A 16,492-nucleotide genomic window follows, 5' to 3' on the forward strand; every position below is an offset into this window, starting at 1 on the left:
GTAGTTTAACCTGCCTAAGAGTAGAAGGCTTGCCTAGTCGCCTACTGTTCGAGCCACATTTAAAAGTAAGTGGCCAAATGCTCTTTCACGTTTAACTTGTCATCTACTAGCAGTAGCTGGCGCCACTTATCAAAGGTCAAACAGGGATGGGAGGCGCCAAACGCGACGATATCACCAACCTCAACATCCTGAGCCGCTTCAGGAAGGCGCACAAACGTGTGCTGATCCATCAGCTTCGTCACTTCCCAGCCAGCGACCGACAATGGATGCGAGAGCTCACTTCCCTCCCGGAAACGCTGTAAAGCAATGGGGAACTGGTCGTGGCCGATATCGCGCTTACCGAGCGCCACAATAGCAAGCTCAGGTTCCGGCAGCGACTGCACTTGAGCAAAGACTTCCAAGGCTGGCTCAAGCCCCTGCTGCAGATCCGGCCGACGTTTTAGTACTGCAGATTGCGCTTCACGATAAAGGCCATGATCGTGGACGACGTAGCAACCAGGGCGTAGCACTGGGGTAAATCGCCCCTGTAGCGGTGCGCCGTCAAAGGCTTCTGCAATCACGTCATACCAGGCGGAACCTGATGCAGTGACCATAGGATTCGCCTCCGAAAAACGTCCAGCGGCCTCAAGTTCCACTGCCACTTCCACTAACTGCTTGGCATAAGCACGAACACAGGTCTCCGGGTTATCGCCGTGCACCACACCTTCATAGCCTTCTAGCCCCGCCAGTGAGAGCGCGGGCTCATTAGCAATGGCTTCCGCGAGTGATAGAATCTGCTGCTTGCTGCGACAGCCACAACGTCCTCCGGGCACACCCACCTCAATTAGCACTGCTAGCGTCAATCCTCTCTCGGCAAAAAAGCGTCCCAACTGGCTTACGTTCTCTTGGCTATCGACTACACAGTAAAACGTCGCACCCTGCTCAAGCAGGCTAGCGATGATGGCCATATTAGCTTGGCCGACCAACTGATTCGCCATTATCAATCGGGTCACACCGTTAGCGTAGGCAGCACGACACTGGGGCGCGGTCGCCAAAGTGATGCCCCATGCCCCCGCCTGCAGCTGACGCTGAAAAAGCGCAGGTGCCATGGTCGTTTTGCCATGGGGTGCCAAGTAAGCACCATGAGCGTCAGCGAATCGCTGCATCCACGCGACGTTATGCGTCAGTGGGCCTTCATGCACCACTGCGGCGGGCAAGCTGACGCCTGATAGAAGGTTTGATCCTAACTCCACACCGCCTTTATCCATCGCTAACGTCGTTGTTTGCATTTGCCTATTATCCTTTGGAAAAACAATCTGCTTTTTACGCTATCATGCCGCTGATTTTCCTCTCTTTGACTGCCGCACCGCAAGCTCTACACCACGCAGCCCGCCTAGGCTGTGGATACACGACACTGCCAATCATCATGCTGTTCCATCGCAGCCGCCAGCTGTAGCAGTTGCTTATCCTCACCAAGACGCCCCACCACTTGCACGCCAACGGGCAACCCATTAGCCGCCACATGGAACGGCACTGACATAGCAGGCTGGCCGGTAAGGTTCGCCAGTTGCGTAAACGGGGTACGGCTAAGCGCATCCACTGCCAAGTGTTTCAGCATCCCTGCCTTTAGCGCCAGTGATGGCAGACCTGGAATGGCTAACAACGACATTAATCGCTCGCGAGACGCAGAGGGGTAAAGTTCCCCTATCGCTGGGGCAGTATCTGCCGCAACAGGTAACACCAAGGCATCATAGCGCTGGTGAAACTGGCTCATCTGCTCAGCGGCCGTATGCCAATAGCGCTTGGCTAGCTCGTAATCCCTCGCCGAAAGCTTAGCGCCCAGCCTACCAACGGCGCGGGTAGACGGCTCAATGGCTAACCGATGCACCGGCACACCGGTTTGCTGGCTTACCCACTGAAGGTCAGCGGCTAAATGGCCAAGGTAGAGCGTCAGATAACTATCGGCCAAGGCTTCTCCATCAACCGGTGGGTCACACCACTCCACCTCGTGCCCCATGTCGGCCAGTGCCTTTGCGGCCTTCTCAACCGCTATTTTCACCTCTGCACTTAATTGGGTATCCAGTCCGTAACTTAAAAAATTACCCAGCGACACGGCGATGCGTAGTGGCTTAGAGGAGGCTGATAAGGCATCCACATAGCCCGTTTCCCGCGGTACGGGGTAAGGCCCAGAAGGCGCCATGCCGTTAATCTGTTCTAGCAACGCTGCACTATCGCGCACGCTACGGGTGATGGCGTGCTCGACCACCGCGCCCTGCCACACTTCGCCATGGGCAGGCGCAAGCGGCACCCGCCCGCGGGAAGGTTTAAAACCGAACAAACCACAATAACTGGCGGGAATGCGGATAGAACCACCGCCATCGCCTGCCAGCGCAATAGGCACCATCCCGCTAGCGACCGCCGCTGCGGCACCACCGCTTGATCCGCCGGGGGAATAGCCCTTTCGGCATGGGTTTTGCGGATGGGGAAATGCCTTGGGTTCCGTAATCCCCATCAGCCCTAATTCCGGCGTGGCCGTTTGTCCAACCAGCACTAGCCCTGCCTCCCGCACACGACGGATAAGCAGCGAGTCTTCTTTGGGGCACCACGCTGATAATGATGAACTTCCGAATGCCAGCGGCTCACCCGCTAATGCCATCAATAGATCTTTACTTAACGTTGGGACACCAGCAAATATCGAGCTTCCCGACACTTGGTCACGCTCGTGTTTCGCTTTGTCGAAGCGCGTTCTAACCACCGCATGAAGAGATGGGTTAAGCGTTTCAATCGCAGTCACCGCCGCGTCGAATACCTCAGTCTGGCTGACGTCTCGGCGGCGAATGAGTTCAGCAAGACCGGTGGCGTCGTACTTCTGGTAGTCCTCAAGTTGCATCGCATTAACTCCGTTTAATTAAAAACGACGCTTTATGCGCATCTAGCGTCGCTTAATGACAATCGCTATCTCGCTATCTCGCCATACTTAAGTACGTTTTCCATCGCTACTGTCAAGGAGCGGCCAATGAACCGCAACGTTATTTTGACCTGTGCTGTCACCGGCGCAGGTGACACCACAAGCAAGAACCCCAATGTTCCTATCACGCCCGAACAGATCGCGAACGACTGTATTGACGCCGCAAAAGCCGGTGCCAGCGTGGCACATATCCATGTACGTGACCCTAAAACCGGCGGCATCAGCCACTCTCTCGAGCATTTTCGTGAGGTGATGCAGCGTGTGCGCGAGGCCGAGGTGGATATCGTCATGAACATTACCGCCGGTGGAGGCGGCGATTGGATTCCTGACGCTCAGGATCCCACCCGCGGTGGCCCCGGCACGGACATTCAAACGCCCGCCCAGCGCCACGAGCCGATAGGCGAACTCTTGCCTGAGCTCTGCACCCTAGATTGCGGCAGCCTCAACTTTGGCGATATGGTCTACGTAAACCCCGCCAACTGGCTACGCGAACACGCCCGCTTGGTACAAGCTGCTGGCGTCAAACCGGAGCTAGAGTGTTTTGACTTAGGTCACGTGAGGTTCGCCCGCCAGTTACAGCAAGAAGGGCTAATTGAGGGCACCCCTCTTTACCAGCTCTGCCTGGGCATTCCCTGGGGGGCTGAAGCCGACACCGAAACCATGCTAACCATGCGCAATAAGCTGCCGGAAAACGCTCAGTGGGCAGCCTTCGGTATTGGACGCCACCAGATGCCCATGGCAGCTCAAGCGGTACTACTAGGCGGCCATGCGCGCGTTGGCCTTGAAGATAATCTCTTTCTGAAAAAAGGCATCCTGGCCACTAACGGCCAACTGGTAGAACATGCCGCCACTCTGATTGCGAACCTTGGCGCCCGAATAATGACACCTGCAGAGACACGCGCTCACCTGTCCCTACGCGATCCACACACCGGGAATATCAGCACGGGAGGTGACGTATGAGCCGCCAACTTAGCGTGATAGGAACCGGCGTCATTGGCAATGGCTGGATTGCTCGCGCCTTGGCACAAGGCTGGGATGTCGTGGCCTTTGACCCAGACCCCAATGCACCCGAACGCACGCGTGCCTTTATTGACAATGCCTGGCCCTCTTTACAACGTCTTGGCTTGGCAGAAGGCGCTAACCCAAAACGCTTACGGTTCGTCGATAGCGTAGAAGAGGCGGTTATTGGCGCTGACTTAATTCAGGAAAACGTACCTGAGCGACTTGAGCTTAAGCGCGAAATGCTTGCGGCGCTGGATTCAGCTGCGGAAAAGCACGTCATTATCGGCTCTTCCACATCCGGCTATAAACCCAGCGACTTGCAGCAAGACTGCCACAATGCTCCTGGGCGAGTTATCGTGGCTCATCCCTTTAATCCGGTCTATCTGCTACCGCTAGTGGAGCTCGTTGGCGGTGAAGCGACCGCGCCTGACGAGTTAGCACGCGCCCACGATCACTATCAAGCACTTGCCATGCGACCACTGGTGGTGCGCCGGGAAATTGAGGGGCATATTGCAGACCGCCTGATGGAAGCGCTTTGGCGCGAGGCGCTGCACCTAGTCAACGACGGCGTCGCCACTACCGAAGAGATAGACGCGGCGGTGGTCTATGGCTGTGGCCTTCGCTGGTCACTGATGGGCACTTTCCTCACCTTCCATTTGGCTGGCGGCGAGCCGGGCATGCGCCATATGTTGGAGCAATTCGGTCCGGCGCTAAAACTACCGTGGACAAAGCTTGAAGCTCCTGAGCTTACCAACGAACTTATTGATCGTGTGGTGGCAGGCTGTGAACACCAGGCCGCAGGACGCTCGGTGGCCGAGCTTGACAGCCGCCGTGATGACTTTCTGGTGGAGCTACTCGGCCTAGTACAAAAATATTGGCCTGAAGCCGAAGGCTTGGAAGGACGTATCTGATGGTGATTTTAGAAAGCCGCGTCAATTCGGGATGGGTCGATTACAACGGCCATATGAACGATGCCGAGTATGCCCGTGTATTCTCGCTGGCAGTAGAAGCTTTGATGGAACATATCGGCTTAGATACCGCAGGCCGGGCACGCCACGGCTACACGATTTACACCCTTGAGACGCACCTCTGTTATCGCCGCGAGGCCCACGAAGGGCAGCCACTAAGCGTAGAACTGACCCTGTTGGATCGCGATAACAAGCGCCTGCATGTCTTTTTCAAGCTGAATGATGAAGCAGGCAACCTGCTAGCCACCAGCGAGCAGATGCTGATGGGCATTGACAGCAACACCGGTCGCCCCGCGCCGTTCCCGGCCCCCATTGAGGAAACTGTTGCGGCTCTGCCTCAAGCCGCCCCTTCGGCCTGGCCGGAGTTGGCGAGCCGCACTATCGCTATACGTCGTTGAAGCCTCAGTGAAAAAACAAGAACCGTCCGCTAACCCGGACGGCTGATCGGGACTGCCGGCCCGACGCCCGGCCCATGAGGATAAGAATATCGCTACGCCAACTCCCCCCCATCGTCCCAATCCGCCTTCGCACAACAGCTCACCTAAGGTCGAGCTCAGCACTGACTACATGGTGACTGAGCTGGCACAAGGCGGTTTCTTCCAAGGCATGCACAAAGGCATGACACTTACTGCTAGCGGCCTAGTGCTGCTCTTCGTACTTTTTACTGGGCTTGGCTCAGATATAGCCAGCAGTGTATTTGGTGCAACACGCACCTGGATTGAAAGCACTTTCAGCGGCTACTACCTAGTTACCGTCATGCTACTACTAGTGGTATGTGTTTTTATTGTCTCCAGCCGCTATGGCAGCATACGGCTCGGCCCCGACGACAGCCGCCCCGAGTTCAGCAACTTTGCGTGGTTTGCAATGCTCTTCTCTGCGGGTATCGGCATTGGCATCCTGTTTTTTGGCGTCGCTGAGCCAATCTTTTATCTTGACGATACCGGCGCGTTTGGCTACCCCAACAACCCCCATGCAGACATGGCGGGAGCCACTTCCATTGGCTACGAACGCGCTATTGATGCATTACGCGTTACCGTTTTTCACTGGGGGCTTCACGGTTGGGCTATTTATGTGATCGTCGGTATGTCGCTGGCTTATTTCGCTTATCGCAAAGGATTGCCTCTCGCACTGCGCTCAGCGCTTTACCCCTTTATAGGTGAACGTATCTTTGGCCCTATCGGCCACCTCTTCGATATCCTCGGTGTGCTGGGCTGCGTCTTTGGTGTAGCTACGTCGCTGGGGCTTGGGGTCAGCCAGATGGCCGTCGGTTTAGAGCGACTTGTGGGTATCGATCCTGGGCTAAATACTCAGCTGATGCTCATCGCCGGCATTTCAGTTATCTCAATACTTTCCGCAGTGACTGGCGTGCGCGGCGGTATTCGACTTATTTCTGAAATGAACATTTGGGTGTCATTGGTCGTGGTGGGGATTTTTCTCATTGGCGGACCCACGCTGTGGCTAATCATGGCGTTTGGCGAGACCTTGCTAGACTACGCTATCAACGTCATTCCCATGGGACTTTGGTACGCAGATGAGACAGGAACAACCACTTGGCAACAGGGCTGGACAATCTTCTATTGGGGCTGGTGGCTGGCCTGGGCTCCCTTTGTCGGGCTGTTCATCGCCCGCATTTCCAAGGGCCGCACTTTGCGTGAGTTTGTGCTTGGCGTCCTGTTAGTCCCTACCCTGATCATCTTCATTTGGCTAATCATTTTCGGCGGCAACGCCATGCATCAGGAGCTTTATGCAACGGGTGGCCCTGGCAGCGCCGGTATTATCGAGCTTGTTAACGCCTGGAACCTGCCCTCAGCACTGTTTGCCACGGCTGATGGCATTGTCGGAAGCGGCACGTTTGGCTGGATACTCTCCGCCATGATGGTCTTCCTGCTGATGAGCTGGTTTGTCACCTCTTCAGACTCCGGCACCTTGGTACTAACCACCATTTTGTCACTAGGCGACAGTGAGCCACCCAAGCGCTTCCGCATTTTCTGGGGCGTGGTCATTGGTTTAGTGGCGGCAGTGTTGTTGGTTGCCGGAGGCCTGAACGCACTGCAAACAGCGCTTATTGCTGCTGCCTTACCGCTAAGTGTTGTTGTGCTCGTGATGACCGCAGGTGTACTACTTTCGCTATTCCGCGAGACGCTCGATGCACGACGCAAAAGACGCTGATCTAACCATCCCGATGACATCAGGCGTGCTTAACGGCAGCGCCTGATTGTCAGTGAGAGACAGCATCAAACCAACGCAGCAACGACTTACGGGTGGAGCCACTAATGGGCATTAACGCTTTTATAACCCGCTTCGATGCGGGCTTAAAAGATATCGAAAATGGCTCTCCTGCAGTGGCACGCCAACGTTACGATCAATTATGCCAAACGTTTGCGCCGCCTAATCCGTCAGGCATGACAATCACTGACGAAACCTGGAAAAGCTTAGCCCTCCGACACTTTATCCCTGCATCCGCTCAGTCTGGCCAAGTGCTATACATTCACGGGGGAGGATTTACCCTGGGGTCTATTGACAGCCATCATGGCGTTGCAGCAAGCCTTGCAGAGCAGCTAAAGCGCCACGTTATCAGTGTCAGCTATCGCTTAGCGCCGGAGGCGGGCTACCACAACATGCTAGAAGACTGCCTCAAGGTCGCTGAGGTTATAAAGCCCATCGCAGTGGTAGGTGACAGCGCTGGCGGTCGCATAGCCATAGATTTAGCGCCCTTACTGCACCGTCCCGTGCCCCTAGGACTCATCTATCCGCCGGTCGGCAAACTAAACCAGCAGACGCTGGGGGCCGATGCGCCGTTACTTAGCCGACACGATGTCCTGTCACTCATTCCCTACTGCCCGTGGATTGGGAACCATGTCGATACACTTCCACCGGAAACGCAGATTGAGGTTCTTTCAGTTGAGCACGACCCTTTGACCGCACCGCTCGAAAAAGCCATTGCGGCCTGGAGGAACAACGGTATGCCGGTAGGCTATCGCTGTGCAAAAAACATGGTTCATGCGGCATTACATGCCCACGCGAACCTGCCTGAAATGCAAAGCGCTTGGCAAGATTTTTGCCAAGCGCTTAACAAACGGTTAACACGAAATATTGGTTACTGGTAAGTCGAACGTACCGCCTGTATCGCTGGCTGCCCATCTTTGCTCGTCACGCCATCCAGCCATGTCTCTACCGTGTCTAAATTAGCACTAATCCACTCAGACGCTACCTCGTCGGCGGGACGATCCTCATAGCTGTAGTCATGCACCCACGCGTTTTGATCCTCAATATCCACTACATACTGTGAAAGAAAACGATGCAGTTGGGGATCATCTTCGGCCATATTGGCCGGAACGATGGTCCAAACAGTGCTCTCAATTTGAGCAATGCCCGCCTCATCGGCGTCATCCAGATAAGCTATGTCGAAACTGACGTTCATCCAGTGGGGCTCCCAACCAACAAAGGTCACCCACTCTTCATTCGCCATTTTTTGCTCTGCCTGCGCCAACATAGCGGCGGTGGAACTTTCACGCAGACGCCAGTCTCCTAAGCCTGCAATGTCATTATCAATAGCCGCCAGAATGGCCGTGTTAATCCCGGTGCCCGCCTCGATGCCCTGAATATCACCGTCGAAACGGTCACGGTAGGCGTCCAGGTCGGCCACCGATGTCACACCGGCATCATAAACGTACTGAGGGACAACCAGGCCAGAGTTCGCCCCCTGGATATTGGAGACCAGCTTTTCAATTTTATTATCAGCAACCAGTGGCTCAACCATATCGGTTTGCACCGGATACCAGCCTCCTAGATAAACATCCACATCGTTACGCGCTAGCCCTTCAAGAATCACGCTCACGGCCAAACCACGTTGGCGTGTTTGATAGCCCATGGCTTCCATGAGTTGCGCTGCCACTTCAGATTTCACGGTGACACCTGGCCAAGGGGGAACGCCCAAACTTACTTCGTCAAGTTCAGCGGCGGCAGGGCCAGCAATCGTAAGCGCTGCCAGTCCTGCGGCGCAAAGCGTGTAAATACTCTTTAAACCACCGTGCGCGTTCTTCATTGTAATGTCCTCTTTTATCAATATACGACATCAGTTTGCCTGCTAAGCCGCAGCAGAAACGACACTAAGCGACATTACTTACGCACAAAGCGACATTCGCTTCGAGAACACTCAACTATCTGCTTGTTGGCGCGCTTCAATCGGTGAGCGGCCAAAGTGTGCACGGAACGCACGGGCAAAGCTCGAACTAGAAGTAAAGCCACAGGCCACACCTATGGCAAGTACGCTCATATCGGTCTCCGTCAACAACCGCTGGGCACGGCGTAAACGAAGTTGCTGATACCACTGGCGAGGAGATACATTCAAGTGCTGTTCAAAAAGCCGCTGTAACTGGCGAGATGACACCCCACTCCGGTGGGCAATATCAGCCAATGGAAGAGGCTCTTCTAGATGCCTCTCCATCAGTGCAACGGCCTCGACCAAACGCCGATTGTGGGTGCCTAAACGCTGAGCTAGCGACATTCGCTGCTGATCGCTACGGCTACGTAAACGCTCGTGAATAAGCTGCTCGGAAACATCAACCGCCAGCTTGGTTCCGTGACGCCTGGCGATCACAGCTAAGGCCATGTCCATGGCAGCGGCACCACCCGCACAGGAAAAACGCCGCTCCCCGATCTCAAACAACTCATCGGTTGTTTCAATCGTTGGAAAACGCTCACGGAATACCGGCAAGCTTTCCCAGTGCAAGGTGACCCGCTCACCCTTCAGCAATTGGGCGGCTGCTAATATAAAGCCTCCGGTGTCCAACCCACCCAGGGCACATCCCGCTTGATCAAGCCGATGCAGCCATGAAATGAGCGCTCGGCTTAAATGATCTTCAGGCTCAAAGCCGCTACACACCGCCAACGATGGTAGGTCGAGACCCTCGCCCATCGGCTGATCGACTAATAGCGTCATACCATTGCTTGCGGTGACAGGCTCACCATCACGACTAAATAGCGTCCACTCAAACAACGTTTGGCCACTAATACGATTGGCAATGCGTAGCGGCTCCACCGCAGAAAAAAACGCCATCATTGAAAAGCGCGGTAGCAATAAAAAACCAACGCGCTCAGGCAGTGGACCAGAATAGTTCAGGCGCAAAAAAACTCCTCAGCTCAGCGGTTTGTTCTGATATCGCTCACGATTACTAGTGAATAAGAGACAGCATATTAACAATAATAACGAACCGTTATTCAGAGCATCACACATCTTGGCACCCGCTTCCGACAATATCGCTAAGCGTTTGCTAAACACCAGGCAGCAGTGGTAGCTTTGAAAAAAACGATAAGAAGTGTTCCCCCATGTCGCACGATTACCTGTCATTGTTATCGCAGACCTATCGGCTTTTACGTAGCCGCTGGGTAGATGCGGTAGTGCGCACAGGTGCTTACCCCCTCACCCGTACTGCTCTCAGCGAGTGGTATAACGAATAGCCTGATCGATCCGTCATCAGATTTTCCCGAGCTCGTCAATTGCTGACGAAATCAGACGTATCGATTAAGGAATTTATTCATGTCGACTATCACGACGCGCCGTACCCTGAAACACTCCCTACTCGCCCTCTCACTGGGTGGTGCATTAATCAGCAGCCAAGCAGCTTTTGCTGACTCACCCGGGGCGCTCATTATTGCAGGTGGTTTCTTACAAGAGAGCCACCAAGATATCTTCCAAGCGGTCATCAACCCCATCGACAAATCCGCCGCCGACATTCGCCTTGGCGTCGTACCCGCTGCTACCGGCAATATTTCCGGCAACTATGGCAAAATTGTTGAGGCGTTCACTCGCCTTGGTCTTGCAGAAGAGAACATTCGCCTGCTTCCACTAGCGGTTAACGATGACAAACGGACCGAAGACGTTGATGAATCAGAGTGGGTAGACAATGGTCGTGATGAAGAACTGGCTGCTTCTATCGACGAGCTAGATGCCATCTGGTTCCTAGGCGGCGATCAAACCCGCATCACCGCAGTGCTACTGGAGGAAGATGGTAGCGATACGCCAGTGCTCGCCGCTATACGTGACTTCCATTCACGGGGTGGCGTTCTGGCAGGCACCAGCGCTGGGGCAGCAATTATGTCTTCCTCCATGCTCGCAGGTGGCGATAGTCAAGGCGCCCTTTTTAAGGGGTTCAGTGATGACTATGAGAGCATGAATAATCAAGAGTTTGGCCCTGCCGTTGTACGCCCAGGATTAGGCTTTTTCGAAGCCGGGCTGATCGACCAACACTTCGACCGCAAAGCCCGTCTTGGCCGACTGCTAGCCGTGATGCTAGAGCATGAAGATGGACAGCCACTAGGCATCGGCATTGATGAAGGCACCGCGCTCATTGTTGATAACGACGAGTGGCAAGTGGCAGGCAGTGGGGGCATAACACTAGTGGATACCAGCGAAGCGACTCGCCCTTCATCAGGATTTCCAATCAGTGTAGAAAACGTTCGCCTAGGCTATTTACTACCGGGTGATCGCTACCTACCTGAAAGTGGTGAATATCACGTTCGCGAAGGTGCTTATGAAACCTCGGGGAATGAGTATTTCGATGTCCCTGTGAGCCTGCAGAGTGGCTTTCTGAGCGCCAACCGCAACTTGCAGGAACTTATTGGCTTTGACCTGCTAGATAATTCAGCCACCGAACAAGTCACTTCGCTGCTAGTAGGCGACGAAAACCAAGGACTTCGGATCGTTTTTAGCCAAGACGAGCAAACCCAAGGCTACTGGAGTCAGGACATGACGCTAGATCGCTACAGCTTTGAGAACGTCCGGATGGCTCTAGAACCACTGCGTGTAGAACTGCATACACCTTAACGCAGCCATGAACGACCATCACCAGCGATAAAAATGCGTTGCCGCCGGGCCTTTCTGACCCGGCGTGCCATCAGCAACAGGATGCTCTCAGCCTTCGCACAAGGTACACTGGATATGTATAGACATTAGATTCATTTGAAAGGCACGTCATGACCAGCGCTCCCCCGCTTTACCTGCAAATACAGCAGCACCTGCTAGAGAAAATCCAGGGCGGTGCCTGGCCAGCACACCACCAGATCCCTCCCGAAGAGCAGCTTGCCCGAGATTTTGGGGTAAGCCGAATGACAGCCAATAAAGCGATTCGTGATCTCGTCCAAAAAGGCTACCTTACACGCCAGCCAGGGCTAGGCACCTTTGTAACAGATCGCAAGGCAGAGTCGTCTCTGGTCGAGGTGTACAACATTGCCGATGAAGTCCGCTTCAGGGGGCACCATTACAGTAATCGCGTACTCGTCTGTGAAGCCATTGAAGCTGATGACGAAATCGCTTTGCGCTTGGGCGTGCGTCTTGGCAGTCGCGTGTTTCAGACACTGCTCGTGCACTTGGAAAACGACACACCCATTCAGCTTGAAAACCGCTATGTTAACCCCCGCTGGGTACCCAATTATCTAAAGAGTGACTTTTCGGTACATACACCCAACGAAATATTGGTAGCGGCCTGCCCGATTACTGACGTAGAACACATCGTTGAAGCCGTGCTCGTCGATCAACAAACCGCCGACTGGCTAACTATCGATACCTCAACCCCCTGCCTGAGCATGGTTCGGCGTACCTGGTCAGGCGAACAGCTCATCAGCTATGCCCGCCTACTGCACCCAGGCGACCGCTACAAGCTGCGTTCCTCGGTGCATCGCCAAGCATCATAATGGCTTAGCTGATAAGGGCTTGCACAAAATAGCCTGTTGGTATGGCGAGCATCAGGCTTAATGCAACGCGAATAAACCACACCACGACCATGCGCCCTACGGAAAGCGGAATACTCGTAGAAAGGATGCAAGGAATTGAGGCTGAGAAGAACAACACCGAAGATACCGATACCACGCCTGCAGCAAAACGCGACACAAATTCCGCTTCTGCCATCAACAGCGCCGGTAAAAACATCTCAGCAAGACCTGCAGCGGATGCCTGTGCAAGTGCTGCAGCATCAGCAATGCCCCATACCGCCACGAAGGGGTAGAAAAACCAGCCTAACCACTCAAACAGTGGCGTGTATTTAGCCGCAAGCAATCCCAGCAAACCAACCGACATGATAGAGGGTAGGATGCTAATCGCCATCACTAACCCCTCTTTAAAGTTGATCGCGACACTTTTATGCAATGCGGGCGCTCGGGCAGCTACTTCCAGCCCGGTTTGCCATGCCGTCAGCAACCGTTTACCTGCCACCGCCGCTGGTTCACCATCGTCAGCACTGTCATCCATACCGGATAGTGGCGGTAAGCGAACGGTTACGGCCGTGACAATAAACGTGATCAACAACGTTAGCCAAAAATACAGGTTCCATCCCGCCATTAAGTCCAGCGTGCGCGCCACGATGATCATAAACGTTGCCGATACGGTAGAGAACCCCGTGGCGATAATGGCGGCCTCGCGCGCTGAATACTGCCCTGCCTGATACACCCGGTTGGTAATCAATAGGCCAATAGAGTAGCTACCCACGAATGAGGCAACCGCATCGATAGCCGAACGTCCTGGCGTTCGCCAAATGGGCCGCATCACCGGCTGAACCAGTACACCAATAAGCTCAAGCAACCCATAGCTGATCAACAAAGCGAGAAAAATCGCGCCAATGGGAACAATCAAACCTACCGGAATCACCAGCTTATCAAACAGGAAAGGCAGCATATCCGGTTCATGCAGAAAGGCAGCCCCCCAGCCGGTCAGCGCCATCAGAGCGGCAATTACCCCAAGTAATTTTAGTGCGGTAAAAATGCGCTCGGTAACATTACGATTCCAGTAGCCTCGAATCAGCGGGTACGCAGCACCGGCGACAATCAGCGCCAGCGCATAAAAGCCACTAGCATCACCTAACCAGCGTCGGGCACCGGTCACCATATGATCGAGCAATATAGTGCTGCGGCCTCCTATTTCAACAGGCACGAAGAAAATCAATATCCCCAGTGCACTTGGCAGAAACAGTTTGAGAATCAGCGCGGCACTGGGCCGCTGATGGGTTGTTGTATTTGGGGGGAGCATGAGCATGCCTCTTGTTGTGTGACAGCGTTTAGTGAGCCTTCCACGCATCTTCAACACTTAATGTATATACATATACACATCAATTGAAGACCATCCTCCAATCAATATAAGTAGACATTAGTCTAACCAATCACTCTAAAAACACGCTTTATCAAAATAAAAAAATACATAAACAATTGTTTGTAAAAACAAAAATATAACAACCCTCCTTTTCACGTGTTGCATCTTTCACATTATTTTGTAACAACCATCTTGACGAATCCTCTCATATTGACCTTAATTGTATATACATTAAGGTTTGAAGATAAATTTTTGAAAGTCGCCTTTGAAAGGAGCTCCTCATGACGAATTCAACGGATCGTCGCCTCTGGCGCGATATCAGCGTCTTCGATGGCCTGCGGACATTGCCTGACCGCATGGCCGTTATCACCGAGGGAGCACACATCATCTCCTTGTCGCCCATGAGTGAGTTCGACGAGCAGCTCGCCGAAAACTGCATTGAGATGGGTAGCGGTGGCGTGATGACACCAGGTCTCGTGGATTGCCACACTCACCTTGTGTTTGGCGGCTCGCGCGCTGAAGAGTTTGAAGCGCGGCTTGAAGGGGCTAGTTATGAGGAGATCGCTAAACGCGGCGGCGGTATTCTCAGCACCGTTCGCGCTACGCGCGAAGCTAGTGAAGATGAGTTGTTAAGGCTCGCTAAACCGCGTCTTGAAGCGCTGATTGCCGACGGCGTTACCACCGTAGAGATCAAGTCTGGCTACGGGCTAACCGTCAAAGATGAACTCAAGATGCTGCGCGTCGCGCGTCGCCTCGGCAAGATGCTGCCCGTAAAAATAGTCACTACGCTGCTGGGTGCTCATGCCCTTCCCCCAGAGTACAAGGATGACAGCGACGGCTATATCGACTTGGTCTGCCAGGAGATGATCCCCGCCGCAGTGGCCGCAGGACTGGCCGATGCGGTTGATGTTTTCTGCGAAAAGATCGCCTTCTCGGTGGAACAGTGCGAGCGAGTGTTTAAAGCCGCCAAGGCCCATGGCCTACCCATTAAGGCCCACGCCGAGCAGCTCTCTAACCTGGGGGGAACGGCCATGGCCGCTCGCCACGGTGCGCTGTCTGCTGACCACATTGAATACCTGGATGACACTGGCATCGCCGCCATGCGTGAGGCAGGTAGCGTGGCGGTCATACTGCCCGGCGCATTCCATACCTTACGTGAAACGCAACACCCGCCTATCGCCGCCCTGCGCAACGCTGGCGTTCCAATGGCGGTGGCTACCGACGCCAACCCCGGCAGCTCCCCACTATTTATGCCCACGCTAATGCTCAACCTGGCCTGTACACTTTTCCGCCTGACACCCCAGGAAGCGTTGTCAGGCATGACGGCCCACGGGGCAACTGCACTAGGGCTAGCGGGGAAAGGGCTCATCCACGAAGGTGCAGAAGCCGACGTCTGCGTATGGGATATCGATGCGCCAGCTGAGCTCGCTTACGCCGTGCAGCCTGGGCGCCTTCGTCAGCGTTTATTCCAGGGAGCGCTTACCCATGGCAATTAACAGCGCCTCTACCAGTACGTTTACCAGTACATCCGTCGAGACAGCCCTCGATATGTCACTCTGGGCGGGCCGTACAGATCCAGAGCCCAACAGCGAGCGCTGGCATCAGAAAATTCAGCCGTTGAGTGAAACGGCAGCGCCGGGCTGTGCCTTATTAGGTTTTGAAAGCGATGCAGGTGTTGCCAGAAACCAGGGCCGCACCGGCGCCGCACAAGGCCCTTCGGCACTGCGTAAAGCGTTGGCACCGCTGGCCTGGCACCGCACAGGGCCAGCCTACGATGCGGGGAATGTGCGCTGCGAAGGCGATGCCTTAGAAACAGCCCAACAGGCCCTCGCCGATCACGTATCGGCGCTGCTTAAGGCGGAGCATTTCCCCATTGTGCTGGGTGGTGGCCATGAGGTGGCCTACGGCAGCTGGCTGGGGCTTGCCCAGCATCTCGCTGACAACGGTGAGAAGGCCCCGCGCATCGGCATTATCAATTTTGATGCCCACTTCGATTTACGCGCCCCCTCCCACGTGCGTTCTTCGGGCACCCCCTTTACGCAGATTGCCGATCAATGCGCCCAACGCGGCTGGCCATTTCGCTACGCCTGCTTAGGCGTAAGCCGCGCTGCCAACACCCGCGCCCTGTTTAACCGTGCCGCACAACTCGGCGTCATGGTTCGTGAAGACCGGGACTTTCAAGCGGCACACCTTGAGCGCATTCAGCGCGACCTAGAGCGCTTCATGGTGCGCTGTGATCATCTCTACCTGACCATCGACCTGGATGTGTTGCCCGCTGGGGAAGCCCCTGGGGTCAGCGCCCCTGCCGCTCGGGGCGTCTCACTTGCGTTGATTGAACCGCTGATTGAAGCCATCCGCGACAGCGGCAAGCTTCGCTTAGCCGATCTAGCCGAGCTAAATCCCGCTCACGATATCGATAGCCGTACCGCCCGCGCGGCAGCCCGGCTTGTCTTTCAGTTGGCGCTCGACACCTAGCGTCCTGAATCAATTATTCAA

Annotated in this window: 15 protein-coding genes; 10 read left to right on the forward strand and 5 right to left on the reverse strand. The window is 54.7% G+C overall.

Annotated elements, in window-relative coordinates:
• Positions 1-59: 59 nt before the first annotated feature.
• Together REH51_RS02280 and REH51_RS02285 are read right to left on the reverse strand one after the other, a co-directional pair.
• Positions 60-1,268, reverse strand: a complete 1,209-nt coding sequence (locus tag REH51_RS02280) for an amino acid deaminase (protein WP_009721892.1) — start codon at positions 1,266-1,268, stop codon at positions 60-62.
• Between the two features lie 104 nt (positions 1,269-1,372).
• On the reverse strand, positions 1,373-2,869 hold the full coding sequence (locus REH51_RS02285) for an amidase (RefSeq protein ID WP_009721891.1): 1,497 nt from the start codon (positions 2,867-2,869) through the stop codon (positions 1,373-1,375).
• A gap of 126 nt (positions 2,870-2,995) precedes the next feature.
• Between REH51_RS02285 and REH51_RS02290 the strand changes: the two genes are divergently transcribed.
• The 5 genes from REH51_RS02290 (at position 2,996) to REH51_RS02310 (ending at position 8,024) form a co-directional block, all read left to right on the forward strand.
• Positions 2,996-3,907: a beta-keto acid cleavage family enzyme gene (locus REH51_RS02290; RefSeq protein ID WP_009721890.1), complete on the forward strand. Its 912-nt coding sequence runs from the start codon at positions 2,996-2,998 to the stop codon at positions 3,905-3,907.
• Positions 3,904-4,860 (forward strand): L-carnitine dehydrogenase, encoded by a 957-nt coding sequence (locus REH51_RS02295; protein WP_009721889.1) that lies wholly within the window; start codon positions 3,904-3,906, stop codon positions 4,858-4,860. Before REH51_RS02290 ends, REH51_RS02295 begins: the two co-directional genes overlap by 4 nt.
• Positions 4,860-5,315, forward strand: a complete 456-nt coding sequence (locus REH51_RS02300; protein ID WP_009721888.1) for a thioesterase family protein — start codon at positions 4,860-4,862, stop codon at positions 5,313-5,315. The genes REH51_RS02295 and REH51_RS02300 overlap by 1 nt, the downstream gene beginning before the upstream one ends.
• A gap of 169 nt (positions 5,316-5,484) precedes the next feature.
• Positions 5,485-7,086: a BCCT family transporter gene (locus REH51_RS02305; RefSeq protein ID WP_498936736.1), complete on the forward strand. Its 1,602-nt coding sequence runs from the start codon at positions 5,485-5,487 to the stop codon at positions 7,084-7,086.
• A gap of 104 nt (positions 7,087-7,190) precedes the next feature.
• The gene (locus REH51_RS02310) at positions 7,191-8,024 is read left to right on the forward strand and encodes an alpha/beta hydrolase (RefSeq protein ID WP_009721885.1); all 834 of its coding nucleotides are present in this window, start codon (positions 7,191-7,193) and stop codon (positions 8,022-8,024) included.
• Here REH51_RS02310 and REH51_RS02315 read toward each other — a convergent pair.
• Together REH51_RS02315 and REH51_RS02320 are read right to left on the reverse strand one after the other, a co-directional pair.
• On the reverse strand, positions 8,015-8,962 hold the full coding sequence (locus tag REH51_RS02315; protein WP_498936738.1) for an ABC transporter substrate-binding protein: 948 nt from the start codon (positions 8,960-8,962) through the stop codon (positions 8,015-8,017). The genes REH51_RS02310 and REH51_RS02315 overlap by 10 nt on opposite strands.
• A 111-nt stretch (positions 8,963-9,073) precedes the next feature.
• Positions 9,074-10,045, reverse strand: coding sequence for a GlxA family transcriptional regulator (locus REH51_RS02320; protein ID WP_009721883.1), 972 nt, complete (start codon positions 10,043-10,045; stop codon positions 9,074-9,076).
• Positions 10,046-10,245: 200 nt separating this feature from the next.
• Here REH51_RS02320 and REH51_RS02325 point away from each other — a divergent pair, with 200 nt between their 5' ends.
• From REH51_RS02325 to hutC, 3 genes are all read left to right on the forward strand, one after another.
• Positions 10,246-10,377: a hypothetical protein gene (locus REH51_RS02325; protein ID WP_260648502.1), complete on the forward strand. Its 132-nt coding sequence runs from the start codon at positions 10,246-10,248 to the stop codon at positions 10,375-10,377.
• Positions 10,378-10,456: 79 nt separating this feature from the next.
• On the forward strand, positions 10,457-11,743 hold the full coding sequence (locus REH51_RS02330) for a cyanophycinase (protein WP_498936740.1): 1,287 nt from the start codon (positions 10,457-10,459) through the stop codon (positions 11,741-11,743).
• A 149-nt stretch (positions 11,744-11,892) separates the two neighbouring features.
• Positions 11,893-12,609 (forward strand): histidine utilization transcriptional repressor HutC, encoded by a 717-nt coding sequence (gene hutC, locus REH51_RS02335; protein ID WP_009721881.1) that lies wholly within the window; start codon positions 11,893-11,895, stop codon positions 12,607-12,609.
• Positions 12,610-12,613: 4 nt separating this feature from the next.
• Here the strand turns inward: hutC and REH51_RS02340 are convergent, their stop codons facing one another.
• On the reverse strand, positions 12,614-13,936 hold the full coding sequence (locus REH51_RS02340; protein WP_498936742.1) for a YjiH family protein: 1,323 nt from the start codon (positions 13,934-13,936) through the stop codon (positions 12,614-12,616).
• Between the two features lie 341 nt (positions 13,937-14,277).
• Between REH51_RS02340 and hutI the strand changes: the two genes are divergently transcribed.
• Together hutI and hutG are read left to right on the forward strand one after the other, a co-directional pair.
• Entirely contained in the window at positions 14,278-15,492 is a 1,215-nt protein-coding gene (hutI, locus tag REH51_RS02345; RefSeq protein WP_498936744.1) for an imidazolonepropionase, read from the forward strand.
• Positions 15,482-16,471, forward strand: coding sequence for a formimidoylglutamase (gene hutG / locus REH51_RS02350; protein WP_009721877.1), 990 nt, complete (start codon positions 15,482-15,484; stop codon positions 16,469-16,471). The genes hutI and hutG overlap by 11 nt, the downstream gene beginning before the upstream one ends.
• The last annotated feature ends 21 nt before the right edge of the window (positions 16,472-16,492 follow it).

The sequence above is a fragment of the Halomonas bluephagenesis genome (assembly GCF_054790765.1).